Source organism: Pseudomonas sp. nanlin1 (genome assembly GCF_045571515.1).
In the GTDB taxonomy this organism is placed as follows: domain Bacteria; phylum Pseudomonadota; class Gammaproteobacteria; order Pseudomonadales; family Pseudomonadaceae; genus Aquipseudomonas.
Genome location: NZ_CP124218.1, coordinates 4,529,058 through 4,544,160 on the forward strand (window position 1 = coordinate 4,529,058; position 15,103 = coordinate 4,544,160).

10 protein-coding genes are annotated in these 15,103 nt (G+C 59.0%); 2 read left to right on the plus strand and 8 right to left on the minus strand.

Annotated elements, in window-relative coordinates; genetic code table 11:
• The first annotated feature begins 32 nt into the window (after positions 1 to 32).
• Positions 33 to 929 (plus strand): GlxA family transcriptional regulator, encoded by an 897-nt coding sequence (locus tag QCL65_RS20930; protein WP_407316961.1) that lies wholly within the window; start codon positions 33 to 35, stop codon positions 927 to 929.
• Positions 930 to 950: 21 nt separating this feature from the next.
• On the opposite strand, the gene zapE is transcribed toward QCL65_RS20930, so the two are convergent.
• The 3 genes from zapE to QCL65_RS20945 all read right to left on the minus strand — a co-directional run bounded on the left by zapE (position 951) and on the right by QCL65_RS20945 (position 4,137).
• Complete coding sequence (gene zapE / locus QCL65_RS20935) at positions 951 to 2,042, minus strand: cell division protein ZapE (RefSeq protein ID WP_407312177.1); 1,092 nt, start codon at positions 2,040 to 2,042, stop codon at positions 951 to 953.
• An 85-nt stretch (positions 2,043 to 2,127) separates the two neighbouring features.
• Positions 2,128 to 3,477, minus strand: a complete 1,350-nt coding sequence (locus QCL65_RS20940) for a tryptophan--tRNA ligase (RefSeq protein WP_407312179.1) — start codon at positions 3,475 to 3,477, stop codon at positions 2,128 to 2,130.
• 24 nt (positions 3,478 to 3,501) lie between these two features.
• Complete coding sequence (locus tag QCL65_RS20945) at positions 3,502 to 4,137, minus strand: alpha/beta hydrolase (protein ID WP_407312181.1); 636 nt, start codon at positions 4,135 to 4,137, stop codon at positions 3,502 to 3,504.
• A 128-nt stretch (positions 4,138 to 4,265) separates the two neighbouring features.
• Between QCL65_RS20945 and QCL65_RS20950 the strand changes: the two genes are divergently transcribed.
• Positions 4,266 to 4,700 carry a YhcB family protein gene (locus QCL65_RS20950; RefSeq protein ID WP_407312183.1) on the plus strand — a complete coding sequence of 145 codons (435 nt, stop codon included), beginning with the start codon at positions 4,266 to 4,268 and terminating at the stop codon, positions 4,698 to 4,700.
• Between the two features lie 35 nt (positions 4,701 to 4,735).
• Here QCL65_RS20950 and QCL65_RS20955 read toward each other — a convergent pair whose 3' ends face one another.
• The 5 genes from QCL65_RS20955 to QCL65_RS20975 form a co-directional block, all read right to left on the minus strand.
• Positions 4,736 to 6,145 (minus strand): HlyD family type I secretion periplasmic adaptor subunit, encoded by a 1,410-nt coding sequence (locus tag QCL65_RS20955; protein WP_407312185.1) that lies wholly within the window; start codon positions 6,143 to 6,145, stop codon positions 4,736 to 4,738.
• A complete protein-coding gene (locus tag QCL65_RS20960) occupies positions 6,142 to 8,292 on the minus strand; it encodes a type I secretion system permease/ATPase (RefSeq protein ID WP_407312187.1) in 2,151 nt (716 codons plus the stop codon). Before QCL65_RS20960 ends, QCL65_RS20955 begins: the two co-directional genes overlap by 4 nt.
• Before the next feature lie 61 nt (positions 8,293 to 8,353).
• On the minus strand, positions 8,354 to 13,183 hold the full coding sequence (locus QCL65_RS20965) for a S8 family serine peptidase (RefSeq protein WP_407312189.1): 4,830 nt from the start codon (positions 13,181 to 13,183) through the stop codon (positions 8,354 to 8,356).
• Positions 13,184 to 13,769: 586 nt separating this feature from the next.
• Positions 13,770 to 14,423, minus strand: a complete 654-nt coding sequence (locus tag QCL65_RS20970; protein WP_407312191.1) for a hypothetical protein — start codon at positions 14,421 to 14,423, stop codon at positions 13,770 to 13,772.
• Positions 14,424 to 14,722: 299 nt separating this feature from the next.
• Positions 14,723 to 14,902, minus strand: a complete 180-nt coding sequence (locus QCL65_RS20975; protein WP_407312193.1) for a hypothetical protein — start codon at positions 14,900 to 14,902, stop codon at positions 14,723 to 14,725.
• Positions 14,903 to 15,103 lie beyond the last annotated feature (201 nt).

Sequence of the window (15,103 nt, forward strand, 5' to 3'; positions counted from 1 at the left end):
CAACGCTTATGCAGGCCAAGGACTTCTTCCACATGGCCAGCCTACGCTACGGAAAACAGATGGGGCTCGGCCTACAGCCGCTGTTCGAAACCCGTCTGGTGAGCCCCGATGGGCTGCCCGTGAGCAGTTTCAGCGAGACCACCCTGGCGGTGGACGGCCCTCTGGAGCAGGCGGACATCATTGTATTGCCGGCCTTCTGGGATGATTTCGACGCGCAAAGCCAACGCTACCCGCAGGTGATGCCCTGGCTGCGCGAGCAGCACGCCCGCGGCGCCGTGCTGTGCGGTGAAGCCAGCGGGGTGTTCTGGCTGGCGGCAGCGGGCCTGCTGGATGGCAAAGAAGCCACCACCTACTGGCGCTTGTTCGAAGAATTCAAGCAACGCTTTCCCGCCGTCACCCTGACCCAAGACAAGCACCTGACCGACGCTGACAACCTCTATTGCGCCGGCGGCCCAGTATCGGCCTGTGACCTGTACATTTACTTGATCGAACGCTTTTGCGGCGCCCACGTGGCCCAAGCTGTGTCCCGCGACATTCTCTACGAAGTACAGCGCAGCTACACCCCAGGGCGCATGGGGTTTGGCGGACAGAAATTGCACCAGGACTTATTGATCCTGCAGATCCAACGCTGGCTGGAAGAGCACTTCAGCGATAAGTTTCGCTTCGAGGATGTGGCCCGCGAACACGGCATGAGCATCCGTAACTTTATGCGCCGCTTCCAGGCCGCCACCGGCGACAAACCGCTGCATTACCTGCAGCGTTTGCGGATCGAAACGGCCAAAGGCCTGCTGTCCGGCTCGCGCAAAAGCATCAAGGCCATCAGCTATGAAGTGGGCTACGACGACGCCAGTTTTTTTGCCCGGCTATTTCGCCAGCACACTGGATTGTCGCCGAACGCCTATCGCCAACAGTTTGCCCAGGAAGCCTGATGCCAAGCTCACGCGCAGCACTTAAGGCTTATGGGCGCGCGACAGGAACTCCTGGGACTGCATTTCCAGCAAACGGCTAAGGGTGCGCTGGAACTCGAAGTTCAAACGCCCACCGGTGTAGAGGTCCTTGAGGTCAACCTCAGCTGAGATAATCAGCTTGACGTTGCGATCGTAGAACTCGTCGACCATGTTGATAAAGCGCCGGGCGATGTCGTCGGTGGTGACGCTCATCTGCTCGACACCGCTGAGCAGGACCGTGTTGAAAATTTTCCCCAGTTCGATGTAGTCGTTCTGGCTGCGGGGGCCGTCGCACAGCTCACGAAAATCGAACCACGCCACGTCGTCACAGGTGCGCAACGCGCGGATCTCGCGGTTCTCGATTTTCAGTGGGTCGTTTTCCACCACCTTGGTGCTGTTGTGGGTCAGCGCTTTGAAGCTCTCGCGCATGCTCGCCTCGGCCGCCTGGTTCAGCGGAAAGTGGAACAGCTCCGCTTGTTCGAGGTGGCGCAGGCGATAGTCGACACCGCTGTCGACGTTGACGATTTCGGTGTTCTCTTTGATCAACGCGATAGCAGGCAAGAACCGCGCGCGCTGCAGACCATCTTTATACAAACCGTCCGGGACGATGTTGGAGGTGGCCACCAGGGTCACGCCGTTCTTGAACAGCTCCTCCATCAGCGTGCCGAGGATCATCGCGTCGGTAATGTCCGACACGAAGAACTCATCGAAACAAATCACCCGAGCTTCATCGGAGAAACGCTTGGCGATCACCGTGAGCGGGTTTTTCTGGTCCTTGAGGGTTTTCAGCTCTTCGTGCACGCGCTTCATGAAGCGGTGAAAGTGCGTGCGAACCTTCTGCTCGAACGGCAGGGCGTCGAAGAAGGTATCGACCAGGTAGGTCTTGCCGCGGCCAACCCCGCCCCAGAAATACAAGCCCTTGACCGGCGCCTGTTCTTTTTTGCCGAAGAGCTTGCCGAACACGCCCGGCTTGCTCGGCATGGCGATCAGGTCGTCGTACAGGCGCTGCAGGTGCCGCACAGCATTTTCCTGAGCCGCATCATGGAAGAAGTCGGGGCGCTGCAGATCAGCTTGATATCGTTCTAGGGGCGTCATATTCGTTAGCAAGGCAACAAAAACGGGCGGTCACTGTAGCGACGGCCCTGGATAATGGCAATGAGGCTTGCGACAGCTCGTCGCATTATTGCGCCTCAGGCTGTAATGCCAGGCGCAACGCCTCTACGGCGGCATCCCTGGCGGCGGCATCGGCGAACGCCGGGCCATCGGCGACACAGTCCCCGGCTAGCCAGACGCTGAACCCCTGCCCTTCGACCCTCACGTCCAATTCGCCGCCCTGTTGCAGTTGCTTGCTCACGGCACCCGCTGCCTTGCCGTCGGCGAAGCCGCGAGACAGCAACAACTGCTCACCGTCGGCGGCCAGCAGGCGAAAACGGAAGCTGCCGTCGGTTTCACGGAAGCTGACGAAGCGCGGCCCTTTGCTGGCCTTTTTCTGGCTGCCGGACGCCACCTGCACCTGAGTGCGGAACGAGCGCAGCCCTACCGCTTCACGCAGTTGCTCAAGGAACGGCGAGGCGACCTTGCGCGCTTTGACGGCCCCGGCCAAGAGGATGTCTTCGAGGTCGGCCGGGCGCTCGACCAGGCCGTGGTAACGCTCGCGGGCCTCGCCTAGCTCGGCGTCGAGGAGGGTGAACAGGCGTTGCTTGGCTTCGCCCCAGCCCAGGCCCTGGAGCAGTTGCTCGCGGAACTCGGCGGCCTGGCCGGGCGTGGCGAAGGCCTGGAACAGCGTGAACAGGTGGGAGTCGTCAGGGTCTTTGGCTTCACCGGGGGCGCGCGAGTCGGTAACGATGCGCGAGATGGCGCTTTTCATGTCCTTGGCACTGGTGAACAACGGGATGGTGTTGTCGTAGCTCTTGGACATTTTGCGCCCATCGAGGCCCGGTAAGGTGGCGACGCTTTCTTCGATCAGCGCTTCGGGCATGACAAAGAATTCCTTGCCCTGACCAAACAAATGGTTGAACCGCTGGCCAATGTCACGGGCCATTTCCACGTGCTGGATCTGGTCACGCCCCACCGGCACTTTGTGCGCGTTGAACATCAAAATGTCGGCGGCCATCAGCACCGGGTAGCTGTACAGGCCCATGCTGATGCCGGCGTCTGGGTCTTCACCGGTTTCGACGTTTTTATCGACCGACGCTTTGTAGGCATGGGCGCGGTTCAGCAGGCCCTTGGCGGCGACGCAGGTCAGTAGCCAGGTCAGCTCAGGAATTTCCGGGATATCGGACTGGCGATAGAAGGTCACCCGCTCGACGTCGAGGCCGGAGGCCAACCAAGTGGCCGCGATTTCCAGGCGCGAGCGTTGAATGCGCAGGGGGTCGTCGCATTTGATCAGCGCATGGTAGTCGGCCAGAAAATAAAACGAGTCGGCATCGCTCTGGCGGCTGGCAACGATGGCCGGGCGAATCGCGCCGGCATAGTTGCCCAGGTGCGGCGTGCCAGTAGTGGTGATGCCGGTAAGGATACGAGTGGTCATGGCGGAATTCTTATCAGGCTGCAATCAGTTCGAGAGGCGCGGCAACAGCAGATCCTTGAGATCGGTCAGCTTGCCATGGAAAAAGTGCCCACATTCTGCCACTTTCAGCAGCTCATGGGGGCGCGCCAACGCGTCGGACCATTCATAAACCAGTGTGGGGTCGATCACCTCGTCGGCTTCGGGCTGAATTACCGTGAGTTCGCCCCGCTCGGGCAGGCGCTCGGGTTCTTTGATGCGCATGACGGCAGGCGCCACCATGAATAAGCGCGCCAGGGCCTCGCCCTGGGCTTCCAGGCGCCCCCCCAGGCTGCCGGCGACAAACCCACCAAAGGAGAACCCCAGCAGCGTCAGCGGCAGCCCAGGGTGCTTGGCCCGCAGCCAGGCGAAGGCCGCCTGGGCATCGTCGACCTCGCCGCTGCCCATGTCATGGCTACCTTCGCTCTGGCCGGCGCCGCGATAGTTGAAACGTAAGGTCACAAAGCCCGCATCGCGCACGGTGCGTTGCAGGGTCGAGACCACTTTGTTCAGCATCGTGCCCCCCTGCACCGGATTGGGGTGGCACAGCAGCGCAATGCCTTGAGCATCGGCCACATCAAGGTAAAGGGCTTCCAAGCGGCCGACTGGCCCGTCGATGAAAAGCGCGGTTTCGCGGTTGAGCAAGGGATGAACTCCGTGACCAAAAAAAAGCTCGAATCGTCTAGGCTGTGCAAGATAGGCGCGTGCTCGCGGTATACAGCGCACGCCCGAGCCGTTAACGTAAAGCAAAGCCGTTTATAGAGGAAGGACTCGTGGAACTCTCGCTCTTAGTTTGGTTATTACCAACCCTGGCCCTGATCGTTGGCGTGGGTATCGGTTTCGCGATCGCTCGCCTGGTCCCTAGCGCCGTGCCTGACAGCACCCAGCGCCAGCTGGACAACGTTCAAGAACGTTTCGACACTTACCAGAACGAGGTGGTCACCCACTTCAACAGCACCGCTACGCTGGTCAAGAAAATGACCCAGAGCTACCAGGAAGTCCAAGACCACCTGGCCGATGGCGCCAACCGCCTGGCCCTCGACGAGCTGACCCGCCAGCGCCTGCTCGCCGCCTTGCACTCCGATGCCCACCATGCCCCGCGCAAACACCTGACCCCGCCCCAGGGCAATGAGCCTCCCCGCGACTACGCACCCAAGGCGCCAGACTCCCCCGGCATGCTCGACGAGCATTATGGGCTCAAGCGTTAAACCGGGTTGAAGATCGGGGCTTGGCCCCGATTTTTTTAGCGTTCGCGCAGGCTTTCGCCCGTGTACTGTTGCAACGGCGAGAGGAAATAGCTGATCACCGAACGCCGATCCGTCTTCACTTCGGCCTGCACGGCCATGCCTGGCGACAGGACGAGCTCTTCATCACCCACGCGCACGCTGCTCTGGTCCAGGCGAATTCGCGCACTGTAGACCAACCCGCGCCGCTCATCATCGATAGCGTCGCCCGACACGCTCATCACCTGGCCGTGAACCACGCCGTAACGGGTGAAATTGAACGTCTCGATTTTGAGTTCCACCGGCTGGCCTTTGCGCACGAAGCCGACGTCTTTGTTTTCCAGCAAAGCCTCGACTTCCACCGGCTGTTGCTCAGGCACGATAATCATCAGCGCCTGAGCTTCGGTGACGACCCCACCCAAAGTGTGCACCGCCAACTGCTGTACCACGCCGTCAACGGGCGCTCGCAGTTGGCGCAAGCGATGGCGGCGTTCAGCCTTGCCCAGTTCTTGGGCCAAGGCATCAGCACGCTGCACCGACTCATTGAGCAAATCGAGCATCTCCCGGCGAGCTTGGGCCAGCACACTGGCATGGCGCGATTGCGCCGCCGCGAGCGCAGCGCTAAGTTCATTGATACGCAAACGCTGCACGGCCAAGTCGCGCACTTGGCCGAGGCGCAGTTGCTCTTTTTCGAGATAGGCATGGCGCGGCACCGCCCGTATCTGCTCAAGCTCCTGATAGTCCTGGGCAACCCGCGTGGTCAGCGGCAGCAGTTCGAGCAACGACGCCACCGCCACGCGAGCGGCACGGATTTCGCTCTCCAATTGGGTTATTTCTGCCCGTGCCTGCTCCAAATGAGCGCGCATTTCCAAGTATTGCCCCACCACCCACCGCTGAGCAGCTTTGAGCTGTTGGGTACTGGCATGGTCGATCCATCGGGCAACCGATTCAGGCGCCTTACCGCTGGCGATAGCCCCCAGCATCGCCCTGGCCCGTGCGCTATCGGTACGCGCTGCTAACAGGTCGACGTTCAAACGATTGATGTCAGCCTGGGTGCCCTGATCATCCAGTTGGATCAAAACATCACCCATCCGAACGGCTTGGCCGTCCTCGACATTAATTGCTTTGACGCGCCCTAGCTCACTGGCTTGAATGACCTTACTGCGGCCGCTGGGTACCACTTTGCCGGAAGCGCTCGCCACCACATCGATCTTGCCGAAACAGGCCCACAACAAGGTGGTTACCGCGCCAATCAATAAGGCGCCTTGCAGCAACCCTGGCAGCGGATGCGGCGGCGCCTGTTGCAACGCCAACGCAGCGGGCAGAAAAGCCTGTTGCCGGTCATAGCATTCGGCTTGGCGTTGGCGGCCTTGCCAGGCCTTGCGCGCGACCTGCAAGTAACGCCCCGCCAGCCAGTTGATACGGCTCATGCCAACTCCCCCTGCGCCCGATAAGCTTGGGCGTAGAAGGAAGCGGGGTCGCTGAGCAACTGGGCATGGCTACCCATTTCAACGACTTGCCCGCGATCCATGACGACAATACGGTCGGCATGGCGCACGCTGGACAACCGATGGGCAATGATCAACACCGTACGTCCGTGGCAGATCTGCGCCATATGCCCCTGAATAAGCGCTTCGGACTCATAGTCGAGGGCGCTGGTGGCTTCGTCGAAAATCAATAGGCGGGGGTCGCTCAACAGGGCCCTGGCAATTGCCAGACGCTGGCGCTGCCCGCCGGACAACGACCGGCCCTGCTCACTGACGAGGGTGTCGTAGCCATGGGGCAAGCGCTCGACAAACTCATGGGCACCAGCCAATCGCGCCGCCTGCATAACCTGAGCCATCGATGCGTGGGGGCAGGCAATGGCGATGTTGTCGCGGATACTGCGTTGCAGCAGCACGCTATCTTGCAGTACCACACCAATCTGGCGACGCAGCGAAGCAACGTTGGCTAGGGCGATGTCTTGCCCGTCGAGTAATACCCGACCGTGCTCCGGGCGATGCAGTTTGAGTAACAAACGCGTCAGGGTGCTTTTACCGCAACCGGAACGCCCGACGATGCCGATCACTTCGCCAGGCTCGATCAGCAGGTCGACCCCTCTCAACACTTCACTGCCGTTGCGCTGGTAGCGGAAACGAACCTGGTCGAACTCGATGCGCCCACCTAACCGGCTCAACACGCCCTGCCCGGCACTGGCGTGTTCGGCCGGTGCTTCGAGCACAGTGCCGACTCGCCCCAGCGATACCGCCAATTGCTGGAACTGGCCCCACAATTGCGCCAACCGTAGGACCGGCTGAGCAATGCGCCCGGCGAACATATTGAACGCTATCAGTTGGCCAACGCTTAGTTGACCCTCCATCACGAGTGTCGCGCCTAGCCAGAGGGTCGCGGCCGTCGCCCATTTGCCGATCAGACCGATGCATTCCTGCCCCACGGCGGCTAACTGCTGGGCGCGCAAATGGCCCTTCACGTACGCTGCCAGGTGCTCGTTCCAGCGCTGCACCAGCCAGGGCTCCAAGCCCAGGCTTTTAAGGGTGGCGATGCCATTAACGCTCTCCACCAAAAATGCCTGGCCACTGGCCGAATACTTGACGTTCTGCTCTAGGCGCACGCGTAAGATCGGCGTGATGAGCAGCGAAATAAGCAGATAAAAAGGCAGCGACAGCAGCACCACGGCCGTTAATAAAGGGCTGTAAGCGTACATTACGGCTATAAACAAAACCGTACAGCAAACATCCAACACTGCCGTGATGCCACCGCCGGTGATGAACGCGCGGATATTGTCCAGCTCCCGTATCCGCGCCTGGGTGTCCCCGACCCGATGAGCCTGGAACCAGGTCAACGGCAATTGCAGCAGGTGGCGAAATAATCCCGCGCTCAGTTCAGCATCCAAGCGGCTAGTAGTGTGGCCCAGCAAGTAATTGCGCAGCAGGCTGAATGCACTCTCCAATAGCATGACTGCAAGCAAGCCAATGGCGATAACATCCAGGGTAGAAAGCCCCCGATGCACCAGCACCTTATCCATGACCACCTGGAACAACAGCGGAGTGAGCAGCGCGAAACCCTGCAGCAGCATTGAGATGAACAACACTTGCCCCAGCAGCTTGCGGTACTTCAATAACGTTGGCATAAACCGCCGCAGCGTCGTTCGCGGGGCGCCCTCGACCCGCTCAGGCAACGGCCGAGCGAGAATCAATGGGCCGCCCCAGCGACAGGCGAACGCGCTGAGCGATAAACGCTGGTTGGCCCCCGAGCGCGGGTCGTGGAACTCGACATGAGTGTCATCGACGTGCAGCAGGAGCAGGTAAAAACCTTCACGGCTCAACGCGATAGCCGGCAGCGGTGCCAGCGCCAAACGCCTGCAGTCACTGCTCAAGGCCTGCGCCTCCAGGCCCAGGTAAGCCGCTGCAGTCAGTAGGGTGGAGTCGTCGAATACCCGACCCTCTTCAGCGAATGCATGGCGCAGTTGTTCGCTACAAGCTGATATCCGATGGTGCCGGGCAAGCAGCACCAGGCAAGTTAGGCCGCAATCCAGCATCGGCGCAGAAAGGGGTTGCGGTTCAACAGAAAACGACATGAATCGTCCTTGATGAGAAAAAAATAAAAGCCGGACTGGCTCGCCAGCCCGGCGCAGTGGCTCAGGCCGCGCTAACGGCCAGCATCGGAGAATGCAGCGAAGGGTCCGCCGTGCGGAAATTCAATGGGGCGGGCCCCTGTGGGTTGAACCCCGCCATGGCCTGAAGCAATGGTTCAGCGCTAGGCAACGGTGTAGGTACGCCAGTCGCCACCGGTGGCGGCACGATCGTGCCCCCTGGTTCACTCGCAACGGGTGCTGGCTGAGCCACTGCCGCTGTGGCAAAGATAAAATCAGCCGCGCTCAATTGCGCGACGTCGAGCGTATCGATGTACAGCAAGTTAACGCCTGGCGAATCCGCCGTGCCCACGGTGTGGATGGATGCCCCGTGAATGGTCGCCACACCATTGATCACGGCACGTTGGGCCTTGGTCAGGCTCAAGTCTGAAAACCCGGTCACCGTGGTCTGGCTCAGGTCGATCTTGTCCAGGCCAGGGCGGAAGCCACGCAGGGCATTTTTATAGTCCAGTACGCCTTCCTGTTTGGTCACCACGAAGCGGTTGGCCTCAATGCCATCGCGCTGGTAGACCGTTCCCGTCAACGCGCCGATCATTCCCCCTTGAGGGCTTGAAACCAGCGAGATCCCCTGTGCCCCACCGTTCAACGTGACCGTCCCCGGCGCTATGGGTGCAGGCGGTGCTGCGCCTTCGAAGTAACCGGCTGGCGCATCGATATGGCGAGAAAATGCAAACTGTGCCGCCCCCATTTTGGCGACGGTTTGGCCCGCCACGATCAAGCTTTGCCCTGCTGGCAACTCGACGTGCACATTGGCCGCCTGCTGGGTGAGCTTGAGATCGGCGAAGCTCTTGCCGTGAAAGCCCACCAGGCCGATGACTTCCCCCGCGCTGGCGTCGAATTGCTCCACCGTATCGCTGCCACCGGCTCGCTGACGAACGGCAAAAAAATCCTTGGCGGTGCCACCGACTAAACGGTTCTGCCCACGGCCTGCGTACAACGAGGTGGGCTGATCGGCGGCGATCAAGGTGTCATTACCGTCCCCGGTCAGCACGTTGGCGATGGACTTAGCGGAAACCAAGCTTAGCGCTGTCGCACCGAGCGTTGCCTTGCCCTCGCGCAGATCGACGCCGACATCGCTGCGCATGGCCGCCGCATTGAGCGTGTCCTTGCCACCGGGCGTACCCTTTAGCGCATCATTGATCAGCGCACGTTGCGGTTGCGCTGCAGCCAAGGCGGCGAATTCATCGGTGAACACATAGCGGTCGTCTGCCGACGCAGGCGCACCGAATGCACGCAGCGCCCAGCGCTGCAGATTCACCGGCAGGCCCGTTGCGACATTGCTCACTTGCAGTGTCCAATCGCCCTGGGAGCGTTCACCCCAATGCTGAGTCGACATGAACGTATAGTTGAAAGCGCCGCTGTAAGGGCTACCCATATCCGTATCGGCCGACCCAGGGGCCTTGCCAGGGCGCGCCAATAACTCACTGCGCGTGCCATCCGGTGCAATCAGCGCCACCGTCAGATCGCCTAAACGGCCCACATCGGCCACCAGGTCCACTTCCACATGTTCGATGGCCACACCCTCGGCCAGGGTGAGCTTGGCATCGACCGTAGTCGCCGCAGCCACTGCCTGGGCCAGAGGGGCACTGGCCGCGCCGACCGACGCCTCATTGGCCGCCGTTTTCCCCACGCTCCAACTTTCTGCCAAACGCACTGCCGCGCGGGCATCGACTGCGCCAAAGCCGTAATCATCGCTGACGTGCATGGCCCCGCCATTCCAATGCTGGGCGTGGTTATCGCGCCAAACGCTGGCACTGTCGCTGACCTTGCGCGCCGACAGCGCGAGAATCTCCTGCACATCGCGGTAACCCAGCGCCGGGTTGGCTTCAAGCATCAACGCCACCACCCCCGAGACGATCGGCGCCGCAAAACTGGTGCCTTGTTGGGTGCTGTAATCGCTGCCGAAGATGGAGCCGCGCTCAGTCTGCAACTGGCGGCTGGAAGACAGCACATTGCTGCCGGGTGCCGACAGCAACAAGCTGCTACCTGGGTTGGAGAACGGCGCCGAACCTATCTGCAGGGTCGACAAATCACCCTTGGCGTTGATGGCCCCTACTTGAATAGCATAACGATGGTTGTTGGTCAGCGACCCCTGGGTGCTGCCGCCTTTGGCCCTTTGGTTACCGCCTGAGGTCACCGACACCGTGCCTAACCCGCCGCGGCCATTGGCGGCGGCGTACTGGGCTGCCGTCATCAGCGCACTGGCGGTGGTGACCGAGCTTCCAGTATGGTTGCTCAGGGCGAAATCGTTGCTAAAGCTCCAGCTGTGGTTGGCGACATCATAGTTGACGACATGGCCAAAACCGGAAAGGTCGGCGCCCTTATTGGCCAGGTAATGCCCGCCCAGGGTCGCCTTGGGTGCAACGCCCACCCCACCGACCTCATTGCGCGCCGCCACCATGACCCCCGCCACTTGGGTGGCGTGGTTGGAAAAGGTGTCCGGCAGAGTGCCGGCCTGTTGCTGGGTCTTTAACCAGGCAGGATCGACATTGGCCAGCAGGTCCGGGTGCTGATAGTCGAACACCTCCGGCCCGACCGAAAACTCACCGCCCGGCTCGAACTGACCGATGCGTACACCGCTGCCGCTGTAGTCCTGCCAGACCGGTAGCACGTCGATGTCATTGAGGTACCACTGCCGCGCCGCGAGCGGGTCGGTAGGCACTTCAGCCGTCAGCAAGCTGGCCGTGGCACGCATCGGCGCCAGCTCGGCGTTATCCAGGTTGACGATCGACATGGCCGGGTTGCCGGCCTGGTCCACCACTGTGTACTTGAAGCTCATGATGCCGGTCCCGGCCGGGTCCGGCGTGAACAGCACATCCCCTTGCGCGTCCAACACCGCGGTGCCACCTAATGCATCGCTGACCGATGCCAGCTTCAAAGGCCCCGTGCTGCCCATGGCCTGATCGTTCGCCAACAGGGCCGCCGCTGCAATCACTTGGGCATGCCCTCGCTCGATGGGCGTACCGCCGGCATTGGCGCGTAGGACGTCGGCGACCGGCATGGCGTTCGGGCCACCCAAGGTAACCGCCGAAATATCGGAAAAATTGAGTTTTTGAATCTTTCGCAGGGTGACGGCCCCGTCACGTCCACTGACCTGGTCGGCGACGGTATAGCCCTCGGCGGTAGCGCTGATGGTGTATTCACCGTGGCTGCCGTGCAGGGTGACCACGTTGGTACCACCGCCGCCGTCGATGCTTGCCGCACCTTTACCCACTTCAATCACATCGTCGCCATCGCGCCCCTGGATCACATCGGCACCACCACCGGCAAAGATGATACTGCCCCGGGCCGAAGCGAGAATCCTATCCCCACTGGGCCCGGCGTAGATCACCGCTTTACCGGTACCGCCGACGATCATATTGCTGCCACTGCCGCCCACCAGTACATCGTTGCCAGCGCCACCGACCAGCACTGCGCCGCCGCTGCCGCCCTTCATAAACACTCCGTCTTTACCGCCACTGACCAGATAATCGCGCCCTCGCCCGCCTTGGGCCATGGCCAGCCCTGCTTTGGCCAGGTTAAGAGAAACGCCCTCGTGACCCACGATCAACGCGCTGTCGCGCCCACCGTTGCCCTGGATGTCAGCCGGGCTGTCGCTGGCGCTGATCACAAACACGTCGTTACCCGCACCACCGATGTACTTATTGCGCCCCCCACCGCCGACCAACCAGCTGCCGCTGGGCGCTGCGGTCAAAGTGTCATTACCCTCGCCGCCATATAGGTTCTGTACCTTCAACGCCTGGGCATCGAGCACCGCGTCAGCGGGTCCACTCGCCGCATAAGCGGTGGCGGTAACCCCCTCGCCAGTGGAGCTCAACTGGATCCCTGCCTCAAGCCGCTCAACGGTGCTGCCGACCGGATCCGCGAGAAAGTCCACGGCCAGGGCTTCGCGACTTTCCCCGTTCATCACGAAACTGCCACGGCCCAGCACAGTATTGCCCTGACGGATATCCCCACTCACCGGTTCGAAGGCCAGGTTGAACTGGGTGATACCCAGGGATTCCAGGGTTCTCAATTCACCGGCCTGGGACTGGCCGTCCTGGGACACATCGATCCACACCCGCAACTGGCTCCAAATCGGGTCTGCCGCGGTGATCAAACCATCCTTGCTGGTATCCTCACTGGCCAGCGCAGCGAACCCATTGGCGAACCGCCGCTCCCCGGCCGCGCCGTCCTTACCCATCGCACCGGCGTAGTACTCGGAAAACAACTGACGCACCCCGGTGATCTGCCCGCTGCCGTCGTCCACTACTAAAATGCCCGTCGTCGCATCGGCCCAGCCCGTGCGTTTAAGAGTGCCGCTGTTATCGGTATCGAACAGCACACCGTTACCGATGGCGGTCATTTGCACGCCTGGGCCAGTCACATTGAGCAACAGGGGATCGATAAAGACATTATTCGTGGCCTGCACCGACAAGCCGTTCAGCAACACCGCATTGCGCAAACTGAAATCGGCTTGGCCATCGGGTTTATCCAGGTAGAACTGCGACAAATGCTCGGTAGGCCGCACGTTCCGATCCAGTTGGGTTTCGCCAGGGCGCAAGCCACCGGTGGCCAGGCTGCCGGTTTGCACGGAGAAGAAATCGGTCTTGTTGAGGGTATCGTCGGAAAAGGCAATTTTATGGGTGGCTTTGTTAATGACGAAGCCGTTGGAGACGTCGTCGCGGGCTTGGTCTTCGTCGGAGATGACAGGTTTGGGAGTCGGGCTAGGGTCGGTAGCGATGTCAACGGAACCGCTGTTAGATAACTCGACGAATGAATTGCCCTCATCTTGAAATGGTATAAATGGAGCTTCGAGAAGACTATGATAAATCACACCAGCAATCTCAACTTTGCGCTCGGGGGTATCAGATGCACTCCAGCCAATATAGCGAGCTAGCCCTGCGCCATTTTGCAATAAAGCTATGCTTAGATTTTTTAGATAGCTCACACTATCTTCACCCTGGATCTGCATATAGTCTTTCCCAAGGCCTAGAGGCGGTGGGAAGACATCTCCAATCGTACCGGCCCAATTCCAGGGTTTTAAATTTAACTTTTCAACAGCTGATGCAACGTCTTTGTCTATTATCGATTCAATAGCAGGAATTCCTCCGCGGTCACTTACCAATTTTATGACATCAATGGCTAGAAGATTAGATGCATACTGAAACTTCTCCTCACTCAAAACGACCCCGTTCGCACTTGAAGCGAACCTCATGGACCCCCTCACCATCTCACTGCTAAAGCTTTTGTCATTGCTATTAATAGATTTTGCCGCAGATAACCACACCGCTGTCTGCTCCAATCGTTCTTTCATAGAGTCATCGCTAACGACACCATGTTGATCGACGACGTCTTTCAACAATTGGTATGCTTCAGGGTAGCGACCCTCTGAACCTAACTTTCTTAGCTCAGCAAGCTGCTCATTGCTCATTTTTATCGTCGACATCTCTGACTTCCTTTATTTCTAGTTTTTGAAAAAACCTTGCTGCAAAATCATCCATATCGATCATGCCGGCGATGTCAGCATCATATTGATACGTCGCACTAATCTGACCCACCCACCAACTCCCTTGATTTTTTCCAGTGGAGGGATACACAGAGACGTTCTCTCCTGTGGCCCTTACAATTCTCCAAAGCACCCTGTGAGTGTTTCCATATTCGTACACCCCATCGCGCACAGACCTCAAAGGGAGGCCCTGTGAATTGAAACCAATAAAAACCGGCGGTTCGCTTTCATTAACAAACCAAAAACTAACGGACTTACCCTCAATATCTTTTCTATAATCCAAAACCTCCATATCTGGATAGCTCACCGTCATAAAAATCACACTACCGCCCCTATAACTCACTAGATGGCACTGTTTTTTCGGCAATTTCAAATCGAACGCCTTACTGCCGTCAGCCACCCGATGAAACTTGCACCTGCCAAATTCACTTACTGCCACCTCAGCTTGACTCTGCCGATAAAGGACACAGATCCAAAGAGCCAAGCACAATAAAAAAAACAACATCAAGCCCAAGTAAAAAACCGAGCCTGATAGCCTCACCACCCGCCCCGCTAGATAGATCTTCATTTCAAGCCTCACGCTTAGGAAAGGATTTGCATACTTAAATAGATAGCTTTATCCAAGCCGCGGATGTGCAGCTGTTTAGGTTATTGAAGTTACACGTCACATTCATAACTGTTGCCGGGCTTTCAATAAACTTTTGTAAACTCCCGCCTCGAACCCCACTAATACGTCATGGTTGTCCGGTTTCACCATACGCCTTCGTCCCAGCACAACGACACTCTGTTGAGTGACGAAAAATATTTTAATGAATGACATACTTCAAAATTTCGAGCCTCTGACCCTAAATTCTTTAGCTCAGGAAGCTACTCATTGTTCTTTTTATCATTGACATCTCCAACTTCCTTTATTTCTAGTTTTTGAAAAAACTGTGCTGCAAAATCGTCCATTTCAATCATGCCTGCCGCATGGGCATCATATTGATACCTTGCGCTGATGATACCTACCCACCAAGTCGCTTGAGTTCTTGTAGTCGAGGGCTGCACAGAGACGTTTTCTCCCGTAGCCCCACAATTCTCCAAAGCACCCTATGAGTATTTCCATATTCGTACACCCCACCGCGCACAGACTTCAAAGGAAGGCCTTGCGAGTTGAAACCAATATAAGCCGACGGTTCTTTTCTATTGACAAACCAAAAGCTTACGGATGGATCACTATAAGTTTCGTTTATACTCAACACCTGCATA

Bases quoted from the DNA above. Each gene is read 5' to 3' on its own strand.
- QCL65_RS20930 (WP_407316961.1), top strand. From the start codon at position 33: ATGGCCAGCCTACGCTACGGAAAACAGATGGGGCTCGGCCTACAGCCG.
- zapE (WP_407312177.1), bottom strand. From the start codon at position 2,042: ATGACGCCCCTAGAACGATATCAAGCTGATCTGCAGCGCCCCGACTTC.
- QCL65_RS20940 (WP_407312179.1), bottom strand. From the start codon at position 3,477: ATGACCACTCGTATCCTTACCGGCATCACCACTACTGGCACGCCGCAC.
- QCL65_RS20955 (WP_407312185.1), bottom strand. From the start codon at position 6,145: ATGAGCCGTATCAACTGGCTGGCGGGGCGTTACTTGCAGGTCGCGCGC.
- QCL65_RS20960 (WP_407312187.1), bottom strand. From the start codon at position 8,292: ATGTCGTTTTCTGTTGAACCGCAACCCCTTTCTGCGCCGATGCTGGAT.
- QCL65_RS20970 (WP_407312191.1), bottom strand. From the start codon at position 14,423: ATGAAGATCTATCTAGCGGGGCGGGTGGTGAGGCTATCAGGCTCGGTT.